Below are 15,877 nucleotides of genomic sequence, written 5' to 3'. Positions count from 1 at the left end.
GATGATGGTGACGGAAAAAGTCTCCTCCCCATACGAAATTCGCCAATGCACCTCCCCCGTCATCCTCGGCTTTCCCCATACCGGCACCGACGTGCCGCCTGAGATCGCCGATCGCCTCAACGACAACGGCAGTATTCTCGCCGACACCGACTGGCACATTCACCAGCTCTATGATGGCCTGCTCGATAGTGTCACCACCGTGCGCGCCACCTTCCATCGCTATGTGATCGACGCCAACCGCGATCCGGCCGGCGTCAGCCTCTATCCCGGCCAGAACACCACCGGCCTCATTCCGGAAACGGATTTCGACGGCAAGGCGATCTGGAAGGAAGGCGCTGCACCCGACGAGGCCGACATCGCGGCGCGGCTGCGGGACTTCCATGCCCCCTATCACGCGGCACTCGCCGCCGAGATCGAGCGCGTGAGAGCAATCCATGGAGTGGCAATTCTCTACGACTGCCATTCGATCCGCTCGCACATTCCCTTCCTCTTCGAAGGCAAGTTGCCGGATTTCAACATCGGCACCGATATGGGCAAGACCTGCGACGGCGCCATCGAGCAGGCGACGCTCACCGTCGTCGAAGCCGCGGATGGCTATGACAGCGTGCTCAACGGCCGCTTCAAGGGCGGCTGGACGACGCGCCATTATGGCCGACCCGAGACCGGCGTGCATGCGATCCAGATGGAGCTCGCGCAATCGACCCATCTGCAGACGGAAGCGCCGCCCTTTGCCTACGACACCGCGAAGGCGGACAGGCTTCGCATCCATCTCAAGAACATTCTGGTGCGCATCGAACAGATCGCACCCGACCTGAAACGATAACGATCTCTCGACAGGGGAACCGCCATGAACAATCCACGCCACAATATCCGCGAAATCCGCGCACCCCGCGGCAACGATCTCAATGCCAAGAGCTGGATGACCGAAGCGCCGCTGCGCATGCTGATGAACAATCTCGACCCCGATGTCGCCGAAAACCCGAACGAGCTCGTCGTCTATGGCGGCATCGGCCGCGCCGCCCGCACCTGGGAGGATTTCGACCGCATCGTCGCGACGCTGAAGACGTTGACGGAAGAAGAAACCCTGGTCGTGCAATCCGGCAAGCCGGTCGGCGTCTTCCGCACCCACAAGGATGCGCCGCGGGTGCTGATCGCCAATTCCAACCTCGTGCCGCATTGGGCGACCTGGGATCATTTCAACGAGCTGGATAAGAAGGGCCTTGCCATGTACGGCCAGATGACGGCCGGCTCGTGGATCTATATCGGCACGCAGGGCATCGTGCAGGGCACCTACGAGACCTTCGTCGAGGCCGGACGCCAGCATTACGGCGGCAATCTCAAGGGCAAATGGATCCTGACCGGCGGCCTCGGCGGCATGGGCGGCGCACAGCCGCTCGCCGCCGTCATGGCCGGCGCCTGCTGCCTGGCCGTCGAATGCAATCCCGACTCGATCGATTTCCGCCTGCGCACCCGCTATGTCGACGCCAAGGCCGAGACTTCTCGATGAAGCGCTTGAGATGATCGACCGCTGGACCAAGGCCGGCGAGGCGAAATCCGTTGGCCTGCTCGGCAATGCCGCCGAAATCTTGCCCGAGATGGTCCGCCGCGGCATCCGCCCCGATATCGTCACCGACCAGACTTCGGCGCATGATCCGATCAACGGCTATCTGCCCAAGGGCTGGACGATGGGTGAGTGGAAGGCAAAGCGCGAAAGCGATCCGAAGGCTGTGGAAAAGGCGGCGCGCGCCTCGATGCGCGAGCATGTCGAAGCGATGATCGCCTTCTGGAACGCCGGTATTCCGACACTCGATTACGGCAACAATATCCGCCAGGTCGCCAAGGATGAAGGCCTCGAAAACGCCTTCGCCTTCCCGGGCTTCGTGCCGGCCTATATCCGCCCGCTGTTTTGCCGCGGCATCGGCCCCTTCCGCTGGGCGGCCCTTTCCGGCGACCCGGAGGATATCTACAAGACCGATGCCAAGGTGAAGGAATTGCTGCCTAACAACAAGCACCTGCATCATTGGCTCGACATGGCCAGGGAGCGCATCGCCTTCCAGGGCCTGCCGGCGCGCATCTGCTGGGTAGGCCTCGGCGACCGCCACAAGCTCGGCCTCGCCTTCAACGAGATGGTGAGAACAGGCGAACTCTCCGCCCCGATCGTCATCGGCCGCGATCATCTGGACTCCGGCTCCGTCGCCTCGCCGAACCGCGAGACCGAAGCGATGAAGGACGGATCTGATGCCGTCTCCGACTGGCCACTGCTCAACGCCCTGCTCAACACGGCATCGGGTGCGACCTGGGTCTCGTTGCATCACGGCGGGGGCGTCGGCATGGGTTTCTCGCAGCATTCGGGCATGGTCATTTGCGCCGATGGCACGGACGATGCCGCAAGACGCCTCGAGCGCGTGCTCTGGAACGACCCGGCGACCGGCGTCATGCGCCACGCCGATGCCGGTTACGAGATCGCCATCGATTGCGCCAAAGAAAAGGGCCTGCGTCTGCCCGGCATTCTCGGGAACTGAGCCCCGTGGGGATCCTGCGCGCCGGCGATCACAAACGCATGCCCTGGAAAAACGGCAAGGGAGAGACGGTGGAAATCGCCGTCTTTCCACCCGGCGCTTCGATCAACGACTTCGACTGGCGCATCAGCATGGCGACCGTCGCGGAGGACGGCCCGTTTTCGATCTTTCCCGGCATCGACCGAACGCTGGCGATCCTCGATGGCAACGGCGTGGTGCTCGATGTGGCAGGCACCTCGCCCGTGCTGCTGACAACGGCAAGCGATCCGCTGGCCTTCCCGGCGGATGTCCCTGTCGCGGCCAGGCTCGAGGACGGAGCGATCACCGATCTCAACGTCATGACGCGCCGTAACGGGCTCACCCACACGCTGATCCGGATCGACGTCGATGACAGCAAGACCGTGCCGCTGCCGCCCTCGACATCCCTGCTGCTTTGCCATCGCGGCGCATTGTCCTTCCGCCGGGACGGCGAGACCGGCGCGCTTGCGGCCGGCGATGCGCTACTGATCGACAACGCGGCCGCGACCGTGCTGGAAATCGATGGCGATGCCAGATGTTATCTCGCTTCGATCATCACAGGCTGATCTTCGACCAACGAATTGAAAACATTAAGCAATCGATGGTTTGCGACGCATCCGCACAAACCATCACCATCTCGGGCCATGGACGTCATTCCCCGTTTCGGTCTAAACTTCGCCCTTCTGATGCAGAAGAAGACCTAGACTGCCCGCGACGTGGCGGGGAGCAAGGGAGCAGGCGTGACGGATCCATACGATATTCTCGGCGTTGAACGCGATGCGGACGAGGCGCAGCTGAAGGCCGCCTATCGGCGCCTGGCGAAAGTTACCCACCCCGATTCGGGCGGTGATTCGGACGCCTTTGCCAATCTGCAGAAAGCCTACGGGCTGCTTCTCGATCCGGTCCGGCGCAAGGTCTACGACGATACCGGCTATGACGTCGAATTCGCCGATGCGGCCGAATTGCAAGCGCTCGTGATGATCGAGAAACTCGTCACCGACGCGGTGCTCGACGAACGCGCACCCGGAAGTTTCGATCCCGTCGCCGTCATGCAGGACAGCCTTTCCGAGGAACTGCGCAAGGCGCGTTTCAGCAAGAGCGAGCTGGAGCGCCACGCCTCGCGCATCGGCCTGCATCTGGAACGACTCGAAAAGCAGTCCGGCCGCGATGTGCTCGCCCACATGTTCCGCGCCCGCATCGAAGCGATCTCCAAGGCGGTCGCCGAAACCCAGGCGAAGATCAAGGCGACGGAACGCGCCGCCGACATGCTCTCCGGCTATGTCTATGACATCGATCCGCCGCCGCTGCCGGATGACGCGGTTACCAGCATCGAATGGGCCGAGCCCTCAAGAAACCGCTCCACCGGCTGACGGCGTACGACGCGGCTGATCTTAATAAGACAGCTTCGGATACCAGTCTGCCGGCCGGCCTTCGGGCGTCGAATCGATAATGGTCCAGAGCGGCATCAGGTCGGGCGCGCCGCGCGGATCCTCGCCGGGATCTGCCGTCACACCGCCCATCTCCTGGCTCCAGAAATGGCGGATGGTGCCGTCGCGGCGCGTGAAGACGTTGAACGCCGCGTCATCGCTGCCATCGCTGCCGATTCCGTGGTAGTCGCGGCTGTAGTCGTCCGTCGTGTCGGAATAAAGCGGCAGATGATGCCAGCCACGCTCCGTCTTGAAGGCGAGCAGTTTTTCGATCGGCGAGCGGGCGACGACGGCTAAGGCCGCGCGCTGCTGGATGTCGGGCACCTCGCCGTCCCAGGCCGACAGCAGCGAGGTGCACATCGGGCACGGGCGCTCGCGTTGCGGGCCGAACATGTAGCTGTAGACGATCAGCGTGTCCTTGTCGGCGAAGAGCTCGCTGAAGGAGGTCGGCCCGTCGCTGCCTTCGAAGCGGTAGTCTTTCGTCACCTCGCCGCCCGGCGGCAGCGCCCGGCGCTGTACCGCCACGCGCTCGATATGCCGGCGCAATTCGATCTCTTCGGCCAGCAGCGCGTCGCGGGCAATGCGATATTCCTCGCTCTCATTGGGAAACCGGACGCCGTTCTTGGCCGCGAGCACGGCGGCGGGGACCAGATGCTGATTATCCATGGCAATAGCTCCTTCTGTTGCCTGAGAACGTGCTGAAGCCACGATCGCGGTGCCAGCACATCATGACAAGGACGATCGGCTGTTGCGAAAATCGACAATGCCGACGGAAAATATTCGCCCCGCGCTTTGGCCGGCTCCGCGCCCGGACCGCCGAAGCCAAGCAGATCAAGACCTCCGAATGCGGATCATCGAACCAGTTCATGATCAGCATCGCGCCCTTCCGACTGCCGATCGTACTGTCCGGCGAGCGGATCTCCAGATTTGCATCGTCGGGCGGCGGTGCGATTGCGAAGGCTGCGTTGGCGCAGCGCCCATCTTGTCTTACTGTTTGCGGCGGCGGTGCATATAAACCAACGAGACGCTATCCAGGCAACTGCCAGTATGATTGGCAGTAAGATGCCGCGGGAAATAGGTGCGGCGGCAGAAGCGCAATGTCTCGTCCAGGAGGCTGGTAGTGCGCGGAGTGATGGCCACGTTGCTTGCGAGCGCTCTGCTGGTGGCAACCCTTGCAGCCCCGGCCTTCGCGCAGAGCTTCGGCGGGAATTGCGAGGGTCACAGGGCCGGCTATGATGGGCGGAGGAGAATGGCATTCAAAGCAAGGACGATTGCTCGGGCAATTCATCGTCTTTTGAAGAGGAATGCCGGACTTATGTCGAAGACTCCGGCCGCGGGGCGGAGTACGACGATGATGGCAATGAGATTGACGAGTAGCACCTGATGACCCGCTTCATTTGCAAATTTCCGGCGGCCTCCCTCCTCGGCTCCTGCGGCGCGCCTGGATGGGCTGTCCGACCGACCGGCAGATCGTGGTGGGGCATCAATTTCGCTGCGCCGTCCCTATTGACCGCGCGCAGGTGAACCCATGACATCTCCCGACACCGCCACACTGCTAGAGGACGCCGCCGATCGGATCGCAGATGTTTCGCGAGCGGATCTTCAGCTCATTCTTCGTCGGGCCGCGCTGCGGCTGCGTAATGCAGGCGGGCTCTCGATGGAGGATGATGTCGAAGACGCCCTGCGCGACCTGGCGGACGAGCTCGGCAAGACGCGCAACGACATGATCAGGTTTATCGTCCGGGAGTGGATGGAGAAGAACACCTATCTGCCGGTGTACGAACTCGATGAAGATGGCGATACCTATGGGGAAGCTTGATCGAGTGAAGACCGAATTCAGTTGTGGTTCGCGTTCTGCTTTGTCGGAAGCATTTGTGCTTACAGCTGGTATTGCTTTTACCTCAGAAACGGCTTCGATTTCAGCAAAGATTTCGGCCCGAAGCTCCATCGATCTGAGTTCCCAGATCATGATCAGGACTGGGCGGCGCCGAGACAGAAGTTCCTGATCGACTGGCCTTTTTGGGTGCTGACGACGTCGTTCGTTCTGGTCGGCATCGTGTTGGCTCTGACGGGAGTTCTTAAGCCTTATATCGATTGCGCACTGTAGCGGGCAGCCGTTACACAATCTCATAAACGGCCGCATTGTCCTGCACCTCGCGCAGCCCCTTATAAGAGGCATGCCGCAGCTTTCCATCATCGGTCCAAGCTCGATATTCGATCTCGGCGATGAGCTTTGGCTTCACGAAAATTGCTCTTTTGCGATCGACGGACGCAGCCGGCATGGATGTGATGAGGCCATCGAGCATCTCACGAAGCTCATATGCGTTGCGCTCGTTGAAGCCAGTCCCGACCCCGCCAACGTAGACTAGCTCCTTGCCCTTGCGCGCGGCGAGCAGAAGCCGGCCTATCCCGGCACGCGCGACTGTGGATCGCTCGTAGCCAACGATCACAAAGCTGTCGCTTTGGATGCACTTGATCTTAACCCAGTCGCCGAGCCGGCCGGAGCGATAGGGTGAGTCACGGCGCTTGGCGATGATGCCCTCAAGCCCATGCTGGCAGGCGCTCGCCAGCAACTGATCACCGTCGGCATCGATCTCCTCGGAAAGCCGGATATCGCCCTGCCCTTCGACCGGCACCAGATCCTCGAGCAGATGCCGGCGCATGCTGAGTTCCGAATCCCTCAGGTCATGACCATCGAAATAGAGCAGATCGAAGGTCATGAAGAGCGCCGCGCTTGACCTCTTTTTGCCCCCGCGACCGCCCAGCGATTGCTGCAGCAGGCCGAAATCCGACCTGCCCCGCTCGTCCAGCACCACGGCCTCCCCGTCCAGGATCGCCGTGGCGACGGGGAGCTCTTTCGCCGCCCGTTCGATGGCAGGAAAACGGGACGTCCAATCGTGGCCTCCCCGCGTCAGGATTCGCACGCCAGTAGGCGCGATATGAAGCGCCAGGCGATAACCGTCCCATTTGATCTCGAAAACCCAATCGTCGCCCTTCGGCGGCCTGGCCTTCAGCAACGCAAGGCATGGCTCGATGCGCGCGGGAATCGGGTCCAAGGGGAGATTGGGCTGCGCAGGATCTCGGCGACTGCGCGGCTGGCTGCGGAGCGGAGCGTCGGCTTCACCGAGCAGCGGCTTGGAAGGCTCGCGAGGCGGCTTTGTCATCGCGCGATCACATCAGCAGCACCTAAAAAAGCAATTGACCCAGATTGATTATCGACTCGCATCGAGATCAGAACATAATAAGAACATCGGCGCGCGGCCGCCATTCTGGAAATCGAAATACGGAGCACGGATATGCGAGAGCAGCCGATCTGCGAAGCCGTGGAAGACGACGAGCGCGCAAAGGTGATTGCCTACCACAGAGGCGATACACACGCAGCTATAGACACCCTGCTCGACGACATCCGACACCTTCGCCGACAGTTGGCATTGACCGAAGGCGCCATGAGCCGAGGCATGGCCCGCGGCTGGCGACCGAGCTACCATCGAGACTAATATGCCAAAAATGAATCATAAGCGAAAGCGGTTGCGGTGGCAGGTCTGTCACATTAAGCCCGAGACCAGGGCTGACGCCTATGCTTGACCGTCCCCAACCAAAGTCCGTGTCATTCGAAACTGCTCTGAGAGACTGGTGGTCGTCGCAACCGGTGTCTTTCCGCGAGAGCATCAGCCTGTCGGTTGCCCGCGCATGCTTTCGCGCAGGATACACGGCAGGCAAGCAAACGACCGAACGGCGCTTCGTATTCAAAGCCGGCCGCATGCGCATCACAGTTTGGGCAACAGGCATCACGGAAGCCAAGAAGAAAGCCGAAGCTGAGGCTGATTTCCGCGCGGCCCAGAAGGGATGGCCGGGCCCGAAAGCGGGCTGGCAACTCCAGGAGGAAAGATGAGCGACACCGACCGACGGCCGCTGACGGAAGCGCCGCACATGCATGTCCACTATTGCAAAGAAAAGGGATGCGAGGAGTGGGGTGGCTGGGGCAACAGTCCCTCTCCGGCTGTGGTGACCGGCTGGTGGTGCTTCGAGCATTTCCCACACAAGTCATACGAGCAGGAACAGGCACTCAGGCGGAAGCAAGGGGCGGCCGAGCGTGGGGATATCGTTCAACGATTGCTGGGAGGATCTTCTGCGCATCTTTGACCGTCGTCGACGGAGACACGGCAAATTCGACGGCCAGAACATGCGGTTGCTGGGAAGGTGTTCCGTCCGTCCCCGGCATCGACCCACCGCATGCGCACGTGAAGTGGATGACTGACCGGAAGCTGGCACTTGTCGCCCAAAAGAGGCCAAACGAACTGGTGGCCGCGCGCCGCCTGAAGGTGATCTTCAGCGGCATGGAGCTGCGCATGCAGCTGAACGAGAGAGCCGTGTCATGAAGGCGCCGTGGGCCCATTTCAGAATCGGCAGCGAAGCTCAGTGAACGACGGTGATCACCCGAATGCCAGCTTCGTCGGCGGCACGGATCAGCGCTTCTCGTGCGTCCTCGGCTGAGACCTCCCCATCAAGTGCATCCCGGCACGCCCTAATCGCGGTGAGATACTCTTCTCCATCATCGATGGGCCAGCAAGCCGTCAGCATATTGGCGGCCTCCCAAAGAGTCGCGACAAGTCTGTACTTTCCGGCCCACTTACAACGAGCATCAAGGGAGTAAACTCACCAGATCTGTGCCATTTCATGACGTTTGGTCTCCCCACGGTAAACGTATTAGTAACCGTGCAAGAACCGTTCCGTGATCGTCGCTGGCATTCCGAAGCTCGTTTCGCAGCATGAAAAGGAGAGCATTTCTTAAAGTCGCCTCAGCATCGCATGCGTCAGCATGGCCAACTGTTGGCAGGAAACGCTTGCCAGCCTTTATTACCCGCCATGCTGAAGCCACCAGGGCGGCGACATGCCCCGATCCATTCCGGGAACGCCGACATCATCGAAAAAGCGCTTAATCCAAGGATGCGCGATTGCCCCGCCGGACCGGCTCCAGCGCTGCCACGTCGCCATGTTTAACGTCATCAAACCGGCACGGATATTCCGATCGGCGAGCCAGGCCTTAAGCGGCCGATGCCGTGCTGCTTGCACCACCCTCGGATCGCCTTGTCCGTCTTCTCCGAAAGGGCGCAAGCTTTTTTGACGGTTGTACCCTCGCCCTGCCTTATCAAAGAGGCGGTCATGGCCGAGACCGTCGGCGGCGATCACATCGCTGCTCGAGAAAAGCATCTCATCACGGCAGCACTCTTGAAAAAACGGAAGGGCGCGCGAGTTTCCCGGTCAGCAGGGAGGAAATCATGTCCGTACCCAATGAGCCTATCGTTCCGCCGCCGGCGCCGCCGATCGGCAATCCCGAACCTGAGCGAGATCCTGGGAGAACTCCACCGCCTGACGGCCCCGAGCCAGACGACGGCGACGATCCGATGACGCAAGCTCACGCCCGGGAGGCCCAACGAAGCCCGACTTGGGGCCTGCTCTGCCGCGGCGTTCAGGTGCAGCTGCTGACTGAGATCATGTGACGTCCTTTCTGACGGGAGTGAGCTCCCCGTCCTTGGGCAGATCCGCTTGATGATTGCTGGCACAAGATCAATCACCCCTGCCAGCGACGAAGTCGCCCAAGATCGGTTGCTTGTCGGCCTGGCAGCTCAACCGATATCGCTTGACAGTCGTCCAATTCCGATCGGTCACCATCCTAGTCCGGCTGGCTATCCGCCCTCCGAACCAGGATGACCAACGGCTTCATCCCCTCGGGACAGGACCCTAACAGTAACAATCAACGCTTGACGCTGCCTCTAACCGGGTGGCTGGCAGTAACGGTGGTGGCGCGCTGTTAATGGATCAGATATGATTATGCCCAAGCCCATGTCACGCACCTACTCACGTTACAGCCGGGACGCCCTGAGCCAGTTGATCAAGCGGGCGCGGATCGAGCGCAAACTCACCACGCAGGACTGGCGGACCGCGCCGGTATCTCGCGCGGCCTGTTGCAGCGCATCGAAAAGGGCGACCCTGCCTGCGCCATCGGAGCCTTCTTCGAGGTGGCCGCCATTGTGGGCGTGCGTCTGTTCGACGCCGATCATGCAACGCTTTCAACGGCGATATCGGCAAACAACGCGATACTTGCCCTTCTTCCAAGTCCGTTCGCCCCTCCTCTACCAAGTTGAAGGATGATTTCTAAGGCGGAGAACAACGAACTTTCGTCTGGGTGTGGGCCCGGCTTTCACCGTTAGACAAGAAACTGTTCTGGCGACGCCAGCTCCTCAATCAACGCCTTCGAGGGCCTGCCGCATTTCGGGCGCTAGTTACGTGATCGAGCAGCCGGGATCGCGGCTCCTTCACTGGGATATTGACTGAAAGCCTCGGCGGTGCCGGACCTCCGCTCAAAGGTAAGCTCGCGAAAAGAACACCGCCGTCGTCAAAAAGGCGACCGCGAGGGTCAGCACCCGAACGACCGATGATGGCAGCCTTCGTCCGACGTGTGCTCCGATCCACCCGCCGATAACGGCTCCAATCGTCATGGGAATGCACTCCTGCCATACAATTGCCCCGGCAAGTACGAAGACGACGACGGCGACCGCGTTGGCGGCGGTTACCATCACCATTCTTGTCGGATTGAGGCTCTTGATGTCCCCACCGCCGAGCGCGCTCCATGCCGCAAGCATCATGAGACCCACCGCACCGCCAAAATAGCCGCCATAAAGACCGAGAAAGAACTGAACCGTTGCGAACGCCAGAACACTGGGACGTGCCTGCGTCTGCAACTTGACGCTGAGCCTCGGGCCCGCAGCGAGCATCAATGTCGCCACCAGCAAAAGCCATGGCAGGATACCATCGAAAATCCTCGACGGGGTCAGCAGCAATAGAATGCTTCCGGCCACACCACCCGTCACCGTCACGATGGCAATGGGCACGACATTGACGCCGCACACACTCCTAACCCCATCACGGTAGACCCACGAGCTCGCCAAACCGCCGGGAAACAAGGCTAAGGTGCTTGTCGCGTTTGCGGCGACCGACGGCACTCCGACCGATATGAGCGCAGGCAGGGATACGAACGACCCGCCGCCCGCCAACGCATTCATGCTGCCTGCCAACAAGCCAGCAAGGAAAAGAAGCATGCTATCGTACATGTTCAGGTCGCCTTAGCCCCCAAGCCTCAGTCCGGCCGAGCCTCTCGTCCAATGCCGTCCCCAAATCGCCGCACTCCATTGCGCGTGCAGAAGAGTCCGCCCCACGACTGCCATTCGCGGGAGTCAAAGAAACGCAATTGAGAGCCATTCATCCGATCACCATCAGCGTAACCGATGCTATCCCGAGGAGGACGCCAACCGCCTGATGCCAGCCAAGCCGCTCGTCGAAAACCAGAACGGCGATCGCGTTGATGGCGATAAGCTGCGCGACCGAAGACAACGAAATAGCAAGGGAAAGCCCGCTTGTCCGCATGAGAGCGATCATCGAAAGATTGCCTAATGTGTAGAGGACAAGCGCGGTTGCGAGCAGCCAAACGTTCGAGTTGCTCACATATGCGCGTGAAGCGGTCGCTCCCGCCAGGAATAGGCAGACGGCTATGAAGAGGATGGCGGCAACACGCATCGATAAACTCCTGCTGATGCGTTTTGTCTGACGTCGGGCGACCCGTCAATCCATTGGAGACTATCCCCCTCCTCGATCTCGACGTAGGGCGTCGTTGGTGATCAGTCGATGCTACGCCTCAGCTCGACGCCTTTCGAAGCGCGGGCTTTCCGAGCGCGTCCCTCAACCAGCACTCTGGCTTTTAAACACTCCAGACGCCTCGCACGAGCTGACATAAGCCGTGAATCAGTGGAGATCGTCCCCGCAAGATCCCGTGCAGCTTGTGCAATGGAAGCAGGCACCACTTACTGATGTAGGTCATCGCTTTGCATCCGCCCCTCACATGCCAGGCCGCGCAGCACTCAGAAAACGAATGCCTCAATGGCTTAGAGCCGAAGACGGAGCGTTGACCTCGTGGCCACCAGACCTGAAAACGTCCGGATGAGGTGATCTTCAATGTAACGCTGGCCTTGCCCCTCTGCGTAGAGCAACATCGCCCGCTCGCATAAAACATCGGCCGCTCGTTCATCAAAGGGGACCCCATAGAACCTAAACCACGTCAGGACGGCATCTAGCAGGATCACCTCTTCGTCCTGAAGGACCTCGATGTCGTCTTCATGCGGCTCTGACATGCACATCTTCCCTGGGTCGGAACGAAAGGCCGAACGACAAGTTAACTGGAAAGTTCCGACCGGAGGGAAAGTCATGGCAGCACATAGGGCTCAATGGAAAGGCCACATCAAGGTAGGGGAAATCACGTGCGGCGTCGGCCTTTATACTGCGGCGTCGACTTCGGATCGCATCTCCTTTCGGACGATCAACAAGGCCACCGGAAACCCTGTACGCCGCGAGTTCGTGGACAGCGAGACCGAGGAGACAGTCGAGCGGGAAAACCAGGTGAAGGGCTTCGAGATTGAGAACGGCGAATACATCATGATCGACCCGGAAGAGGTGACCGCCGTCATCCCGGATTCCGATAAGATGCTCGAGATCGAGGCGTTTCTCCCTTGCTCCGACGTTGATGATGTCTATTTCGACAAGCCGTATTATCTGGTACCGACCGACGAGGTCTCAGAAGACGCATTTGCAGGCCTTCGGGATGCCCTAGGCAAAGCCAGCGTCACCGCGATCGCGAGAACGGTTCTCTTTCGACGGATGCGCACCGTTCTTATCCGCGCACACGGGCGCGGCCTGATCGCGACGACACTTAATTTCGATTACGAGGTGCGCTCGTCCAAGGAGGCCTTCAAGGAGGTCCCGGAGATCAAGGTAGAGGGAGAAATGCTCGACCTCGCCAAGCACATCATCGGCACGAAGAAGGGTGATTTCGATCCGGCGACATTCGATGACCGCTATGAGGCGGCCCTCGCCGACCTGGTGAAGGCAAAGTCGGAAGGCCGGTCGCTACCCAAGCCGAAGCCAGTTCAGGTGTCAACGCCCAATGACCTTCTTAAGGCCCTGCGCGAAAGTGCTGGGATGGGGGACGCCAAACCCGCTGCCAAATCCAAGACTAGGGCTGCAAACGCGAACGCGAAGAAAACGACGAAAGCGGCCGCTCCCGAAACAGCTGCCAAGACCACTCACAGAAAAGCCAGCTAGGAACACCAATGGCACCGCGTCGTCCATACTGGAAAGGCTACCTCAAGCTCTCGCTTGTCACGTGTCCCGTGGCAATGAGCCCGGCGATATCCGAGAGCGAGAAGGTCCGGTTCCACACGCTCAACAAAGAGACCGGCAATCGCGTCCTGTCACGTTACGTCAACTCCGTGACTGGAAAGCCCGTCAAGGATGAAAATGAAGCCAAAGGCTACGAGCGCGGTGAGAACGACTACGTTCTGCTGACCGACGAAGACCTCGAGTCCGTTGACCTGGAGACCGTGCGGACGATCGATATCGAAAAATTCGTCCCGCGCGAAAGCATCGAGTGGATCTACCTTGAAACACCCCATTACCTCGTTCCTAACGACAAGATCGGCAACGAGGCATTTGCCGTGATACGGGACGCGATGAAGGCAGAAAACGTCCTTGGCGTCTCGAGGGTGGTAATCGGCCGCAGGGAACGTGCGGTGATCCTCGAGCCGCGCGATCAGGGCATCGTGGTCTGGACCCTACGCTTCGGGGACGAGGTCCGCCCTGAGGAGGATTACTTCCACGGTATCGAAAAGAAGGCTGACACCTCGACCGTCTCTGCCATCACCCAAATAATCAAGCGGCACATGGATGAATGGTCGCCTTCGATGGTCAGCGACCCGATCCAGGAGAGCTTGCTGAAACTAATAGCGACCAAGAAGAAGGCTCTCAAGCCCTCCAAATCGTCAAAGGCGGCCAAGGATAAAAAGGACGAGGCCGCAAAGCCCTCAAACGTCATTAGCATTATGGACGCCCTTAAGAAGAGCGTCGAAGCCGACCTTAAAGGTCGGAGGAAGGCGGGCCGATAATCATCCGTAGCAGGCGAGCGGTTCCGCTATGTGCAATGATTATGAACAACATATTCGCTGGAAAGAGTACTGCGAGATGATGCAGTCTCTCGCCCTACGAATTCCGGCGCACCAGTCTGAACTCGATCTACCCACGGCCGATGACATCAAAATCGGTGATATCGCCCCGGTGGTCCGGACATCCGGCGACGAGTACGAACTCTTCGCCGCCAAGTTCGGGTTTCCGCCGTCTGCCGGACGCAAAGGCGGACCGGTTTTTAATTTCGTCTCGGAAAACCGGGATTTCTCAGAGAGCAAACGCTGCCTCATCCCGGCGTCGGCCTTCTTCGAATTTACCGGAACGAAATACCCAAAGGCGAAGCATAGGTTTACACTCGCCGATGGTGCGATATTCGCCATTGCCGGACTGTGGCGCGAAGGAGAAGGCAATCAGCCGGCGTCGATGACAATGCTCACGACGAAGCCGAGCCCGGATGTTGCGCCGATCCATAATCGACAGGTTGTTATCTTGAAACCCGAGGATTGGAGACACTGGCTGGCGCTGTCGAAACCCCAGGATCAGTTGCTGAAGCCGTTGCCTGCGGGAAGTCTCTCGGTGGAGCAGGTGCGAGTTGGAAGCGACTGACGCTCACCTCACGGCGACGCAAGTGCGGCCGCACACTGCAATCTTCGAGGCAACCAGAATGTCAGGCCGTCGCCAAGTGCCTTACCGCTCCTCGTAGATCCGGCCGGCTACGCAAGTTTTCTCGGCAATCAATGGTCGCCGAGCCAGATTTGTCAATCAGCGTCCAAAATTCACCCCTTATCGGCGTCCAAATTTGCACGCCGGAACACACCCGGGGTGGCACCCGTGGCGCCCCTCACCTCACCTACCCGGCCTCGCTAGCGAGCGGGCGATATCGACGATGTCATCGCGCGAGGCGGTCGGATCCTCCTTGTTCCAGGCAACGCCAAGCCCGATCCTGAAGTCGATGCCCCTGACCGCCTTCAGCTCGAAGGCCCGGTTCGGCAGGCCCTCGGTCCATTCCGGCGCAAAGCCGATGCCAAGGCCGGCCGAGACCAGTGACACCAGCGAATAGGTGTCGTCGCAGCTATAGGCGATGTTGCCGGTCAGATCGTATTCCTCGAACTTCTCGTTGAAGTACCGCTCGGTGTACGAGAGGTTCTTGCGATTGAAGGCGATGATCTTCTCCGAACGCAGATCGTCGATGGCGATCTCTCCCTGCCCGGCCAGTGGGTTTGTCCTGGCGACCGCCAAGAGATACCGTTCATGGGCGATCGAGGAGAAGCGCAGCGAACCGATGTTTTCCACCGGCCTGATGAAGCCGAGATTGATCTGGCCGCTTTCCAGGCTGCGGATGATGTCGCCGGTATTGCCGCTTGATATATGGATGCGGATATCCGGGTACTTGCGGGCGATCTTTCCAAGAAACGCCGGCAGCACGCCGGTGGTGGCCGGATAGACGGTGCCGATCCTGATCTGCCTAATGGTCTTGCCGGCCACCGCCCTGGTGATCTCGGTGGAAAGATCGACCTCGCTCAGGATCCCGACGCAGCGCTCGTGGAAGATCTCCCCTGCCCTGGTCAGTTCCACTCGCCTGGTCGAGCGGATGAACAGCGCGCAGCCGAGTTCGCGCTCCAGCGCCTGCACATGATTGGACAAAGCCGGCTGGGCGATGCGCACCTTGGCGGCCGCCCGGCCGAAATGCAGTTCCTCGGCCACCGCAACGAAGTAGGAGAGCTGGCGTAGTTCCACGGAGCTACTTTCTGATCAATTCTAAAAAATGTGCGTTGCCGCTCGCTTTAATTTGCGTGCGGCCTCTTCAACAAGTTATGATCCTGTGGGGTTATGCACTCATTAGATTCGTAGGGCGGACTGCGTTAATTACGCGTCTCCCCGACCGGAACCGGCCTAAATGAA

Annotated in this window: 20 protein-coding genes and 4 pseudogenes; 16 read left to right on the top strand and 8 right to left on the bottom strand. The window is 60.2% G+C overall.

The window, feature by feature from the left end; all coding sequences use genetic code 11:
- The first annotated feature begins 1 nt into the window (after nt 1).
- The 4 genes and pseudogenes from hutG to MF410_RS24595 all read left to right on the top strand — a co-directional run bounded on the left by hutG (nt 2) and on the right by MF410_RS24595 (nt 3,907).
- The gene (gene hutG / locus MF410_RS24610; protein ID WP_239620571.1) at nt 2-823 is read left to right on the top strand and encodes an N-formylglutamate deformylase; all 822 of its coding nucleotides are present in this window, start codon (nt 2-4) and stop codon (nt 821-823) included.
- 24 nt (nt 824-847) lie between these two features.
- Nucleotides 848-2,522 (top strand): annotated as a pseudogene (hutU, locus tag MF410_RS24605) (urocanate hydratase).
- Nucleotides 2,523-2,527: 5 nt separating this feature from the next.
- On the top strand, nt 2,528-3,103 hold the full coding sequence (locus tag MF410_RS24600; protein WP_222135151.1) for a HutD family protein: 576 nt from the start codon (nt 2,528-2,530) through the stop codon (nt 3,101-3,103).
- A gap of 174 nt (nt 3,104-3,277) precedes the next feature.
- Nucleotides 3,278-3,907, top strand: a complete 630-nt coding sequence (locus MF410_RS24595) for a J domain-containing protein (protein WP_064655287.1) — start codon at nt 3,278-3,280, stop codon at nt 3,905-3,907.
- 21 nt (nt 3,908-3,928) lie between these two features.
- Here MF410_RS24595 and MF410_RS24590 read toward each other — a convergent pair whose 3' ends face one another.
- Nucleotides 3,929-4,630 carry a DUF899 family protein gene (locus tag MF410_RS24590; RefSeq protein WP_097625556.1) on the bottom strand — a complete coding sequence of 234 codons (702 nt, stop codon included), beginning with the start codon at nt 4,628-4,630 and terminating at the stop codon, nt 3,929-3,931.
- A gap of 454 nt (nt 4,631-5,084) precedes the next feature.
- Between MF410_RS24590 and MF410_RS24585 the strand changes: the two are divergent.
- From MF410_RS24585 to MF410_RS24575, 3 genes and pseudogenes are all read left to right on the top strand, one after another.
- Nucleotides 5,085-5,341 (top strand): annotated as a pseudogene (locus MF410_RS24585) (hypothetical protein).
- Nucleotides 5,342-5,492: 151 nt separating this feature from the next.
- The gene (locus tag MF410_RS24580) at nt 5,493-5,783 is read left to right on the top strand and encodes a ribbon-helix-helix protein, CopG family (protein ID WP_097625557.1); all 291 of its coding nucleotides are present in this window, start codon (nt 5,493-5,495) and stop codon (nt 5,781-5,783) included.
- Nucleotides 5,784-5,804: 21 nt separating this feature from the next.
- Complete coding sequence (locus tag MF410_RS24575) at nt 5,805-6,071, top strand: hypothetical protein (protein ID WP_239620569.1); 267 nt, start codon at nt 5,805-5,807, stop codon at nt 6,069-6,071.
- A 10-nt stretch (nt 6,072-6,081) separates the two neighbouring features.
- Here MF410_RS24575 and ligD read toward each other — a convergent pair whose 3' ends face one another.
- Nucleotides 6,082-7,128, bottom strand: a complete 1,047-nt coding sequence (ligD, locus tag MF410_RS24570; RefSeq protein WP_239620567.1) for a non-homologous end-joining DNA ligase — start codon at nt 7,126-7,128, stop codon at nt 6,082-6,084.
- 132 nt (nt 7,129-7,260) lie between these two features.
- Here ligD and MF410_RS24565 point away from each other — a divergent pair, with 132 nt between their 5' ends.
- The 4 genes from MF410_RS24565 (at nt 7,261) to MF410_RS36650 (ending at nt 8,343) form a co-directional block, all read left to right on the top strand.
- Complete coding sequence (locus tag MF410_RS24565) at nt 7,261-7,461, top strand: hypothetical protein (protein WP_239620566.1); 201 nt, start codon at nt 7,261-7,263, stop codon at nt 7,459-7,461.
- A gap of 80 nt (nt 7,462-7,541) precedes the next feature.
- Nucleotides 7,542-7,856 (top strand): hypothetical protein, encoded by a 315-nt coding sequence (locus MF410_RS24560; protein ID WP_239620565.1) that lies wholly within the window; start codon nt 7,542-7,544, stop codon nt 7,854-7,856.
- A 38-nt stretch (nt 7,857-7,894) separates the two neighbouring features.
- Complete coding sequence (locus tag MF410_RS24555; protein WP_239620640.1) at nt 7,895-8,107, top strand: hypothetical protein; 213 nt, start codon at nt 7,895-7,897, stop codon at nt 8,105-8,107.
- A 107-nt stretch (nt 8,108-8,214) separates the two neighbouring features.
- On the top strand, nt 8,215-8,343 hold the full coding sequence (locus tag MF410_RS36650; protein ID WP_275593035.1) for a hypothetical protein: 129 nt from the start codon (nt 8,215-8,217) through the stop codon (nt 8,341-8,343).
- Nucleotides 8,344-8,380: 37 nt separating this feature from the next.
- Here MF410_RS36650 and MF410_RS24550 read toward each other — a convergent pair.
- A pseudogene (locus tag MF410_RS24550) lies at nt 8,381-8,643 on the bottom strand (DUF982 domain-containing protein).
- 178 nt (nt 8,644-8,821) lie between these two features.
- On the bottom strand, nt 8,822-9,175 hold the full coding sequence (locus MF410_RS24545) for a hypothetical protein (RefSeq protein ID WP_239620564.1): 354 nt from the start codon (nt 9,173-9,175) through the stop codon (nt 8,822-8,824).
- A 68-nt stretch (nt 9,176-9,243) separates the two neighbouring features.
- On the opposite strand from MF410_RS24545, the gene MF410_RS24540 reads away from it, so the two are divergent.
- Nucleotides 9,244-9,465, top strand: coding sequence for a hypothetical protein (locus tag MF410_RS24540; RefSeq protein WP_239620563.1), 222 nt, complete (start codon nt 9,244-9,246; stop codon nt 9,463-9,465).
- A gap of 331 nt (nt 9,466-9,796) precedes the next feature.
- Nucleotides 9,797-10,124: pseudogene (locus MF410_RS24535) on the top strand (helix-turn-helix transcriptional regulator).
- A gap of 202 nt (nt 10,125-10,326) precedes the next feature.
- On the opposite strand, the gene MF410_RS24530 reads toward MF410_RS24535, so the two are convergent.
- From MF410_RS24530 to MF410_RS24520, 3 genes are all read right to left on the bottom strand, one after another.
- A complete protein-coding gene (locus MF410_RS24530) occupies nt 10,327-11,076 on the bottom strand; it encodes a sulfite exporter TauE/SafE family protein (RefSeq protein ID WP_239620561.1) in 750 nt (249 codons plus the stop codon).
- Between the two features lie 148 nt (nt 11,077-11,224).
- The gene (locus MF410_RS24525; protein WP_097625564.1) at nt 11,225-11,539 is read right to left on the bottom strand and encodes an EamA family transporter; all 315 of its coding nucleotides are present in this window, start codon (nt 11,537-11,539) and stop codon (nt 11,225-11,227) included.
- A 365-nt stretch (nt 11,540-11,904) separates the two neighbouring features.
- Nucleotides 11,905-12,150 carry a hypothetical protein gene (locus MF410_RS24520; protein WP_239620558.1) on the bottom strand — a complete coding sequence of 82 codons (246 nt, stop codon included), beginning with the start codon at nt 12,148-12,150 and terminating at the stop codon, nt 11,905-11,907.
- 73 nt (nt 12,151-12,223) lie between these two features.
- On the opposite strand from MF410_RS24520, the gene MF410_RS24515 reads away from it, so the two are divergent.
- The 3 genes from MF410_RS24515 to MF410_RS24505 are packed head-to-tail and all read left to right on the top strand — an operon-like array spanning nt 12,224 to nt 14,581.
- The gene (locus MF410_RS24515) at nt 12,224-13,117 is read left to right on the top strand and encodes a Ku protein (protein ID WP_239620556.1); all 894 of its coding nucleotides are present in this window, start codon (nt 12,224-12,226) and stop codon (nt 13,115-13,117) included.
- A gap of 8 nt (nt 13,118-13,125) precedes the next feature.
- Nucleotides 13,126-13,956: a Ku protein gene (locus tag MF410_RS24510; protein ID WP_239620554.1), complete on the top strand. Its 831-nt coding sequence runs from the start codon at nt 13,126-13,128 to the stop codon at nt 13,954-13,956.
- A 28-nt stretch (nt 13,957-13,984) separates the two neighbouring features.
- Nucleotides 13,985-14,581, top strand: a complete 597-nt coding sequence (locus tag MF410_RS24505; RefSeq protein WP_239620552.1) for an SOS response-associated peptidase — start codon at nt 13,985-13,987, stop codon at nt 14,579-14,581.
- 240 nt (nt 14,582-14,821) lie between these two features.
- Here the strand turns inward: MF410_RS24505 and MF410_RS24500 are convergent, their stop codons facing one another.
- Nucleotides 14,822-15,712, bottom strand: coding sequence for a LysR family transcriptional regulator (locus MF410_RS24500; RefSeq protein WP_239620550.1), 891 nt, complete (start codon nt 15,710-15,712; stop codon nt 14,822-14,824).
- Nucleotides 15,713-15,877 lie beyond the last annotated feature (165 nt).

Origin of the sequence: Rhizobium sp. C104 (assembly GCF_022354505.1) — a bacterium.
In the GTDB taxonomy this organism is placed as follows: Bacteria; Pseudomonadota; Alphaproteobacteria; order Rhizobiales; family Rhizobiaceae; genus Rhizobium; species Rhizobium redzepovicii.
Note: the sequence above shows the minus strand (reverse complement) of the source record. Positions and strands in the feature narration are given on the sequence as shown.

Bases quoted from the DNA above. Each gene is read 5' to 3' on its own strand.
- ligD (WP_239620567.1), bottom strand. From the start codon at position 7,128: ATGACAAAGCCGCCTCGCGAGCCTTCCAAGCCGCTGCTCGGTGAAGCC.
- MF410_RS24510 (WP_239620554.1), top strand. From the start codon at position 13,126: ATGGCACCGCGTCGTCCATACTGGAAAGGCTACCTCAAGCTCTCGCTT.
- MF410_RS24515 (WP_239620556.1), top strand. From the start codon at position 12,224: ATGGCAGCACATAGGGCTCAATGGAAAGGCCACATCAAGGTAGGGGAA.
- MF410_RS24545 (WP_239620564.1), bottom strand. From the start codon at position 9,175: ATGCTTTTCTCGAGCAGCGATGTGATCGCCGCCGACGGTCTCGGCCAT.
- MF410_RS24530 (WP_239620561.1), bottom strand. From the start codon at position 11,076: ATGTACGATAGCATGCTTCTTTTCCTTGCTGGCTTGTTGGCAGGCAGC.
- MF410_RS24505 (WP_239620552.1), top strand. From the start codon at position 13,985: ATGTGCAATGATTATGAACAACATATTCGCTGGAAAGAGTACTGCGAG.
- hutG (WP_239620571.1), top strand. From the start codon at position 2: ATGATGGTGACGGAAAAAGTCTCCTCCCCATACGAAATTCGCCAATGC.
- MF410_RS24590 (WP_097625556.1), bottom strand. From the start codon at position 4,630: ATGGATAATCAGCATCTGGTCCCCGCCGCCGTGCTCGCGGCCAAGAAC.
- MF410_RS24520 (WP_239620558.1), bottom strand. From the start codon at position 12,150: ATGTCAGAGCCGCATGAAGACGACATCGAGGTCCTTCAGGACGAAGAG.
- MF410_RS24565 (WP_239620566.1), top strand. From the start codon at position 7,261: ATGCGAGAGCAGCCGATCTGCGAAGCCGTGGAAGACGACGAGCGCGCA.
- MF410_RS36650 (WP_275593035.1), top strand. From the start codon at position 8,215: ATGACTGACCGGAAGCTGGCACTTGTCGCCCAAAAGAGGCCAAACGAA.
- MF410_RS24580 (WP_097625557.1), top strand. From the start codon at position 5,493: ATGACATCTCCCGACACCGCCACACTGCTAGAGGACGCCGCCGATCGG.
- MF410_RS24525 (WP_097625564.1), bottom strand. From the start codon at position 11,539: ATGCGTGTTGCCGCCATCCTCTTCATAGCCGTCTGCCTATTCCTGGCG.
- MF410_RS24540 (WP_239620563.1), top strand. From the start codon at position 9,244: ATGTCCGTACCCAATGAGCCTATCGTTCCGCCGCCGGCGCCGCCGATC.
- MF410_RS24560 (WP_239620565.1), top strand. From the start codon at position 7,542: ATGCTTGACCGTCCCCAACCAAAGTCCGTGTCATTCGAAACTGCTCTG.
- MF410_RS24555 (WP_239620640.1), top strand. From the start codon at position 7,895: ATGCATGTCCACTATTGCAAAGAAAAGGGATGCGAGGAGTGGGGTGGC.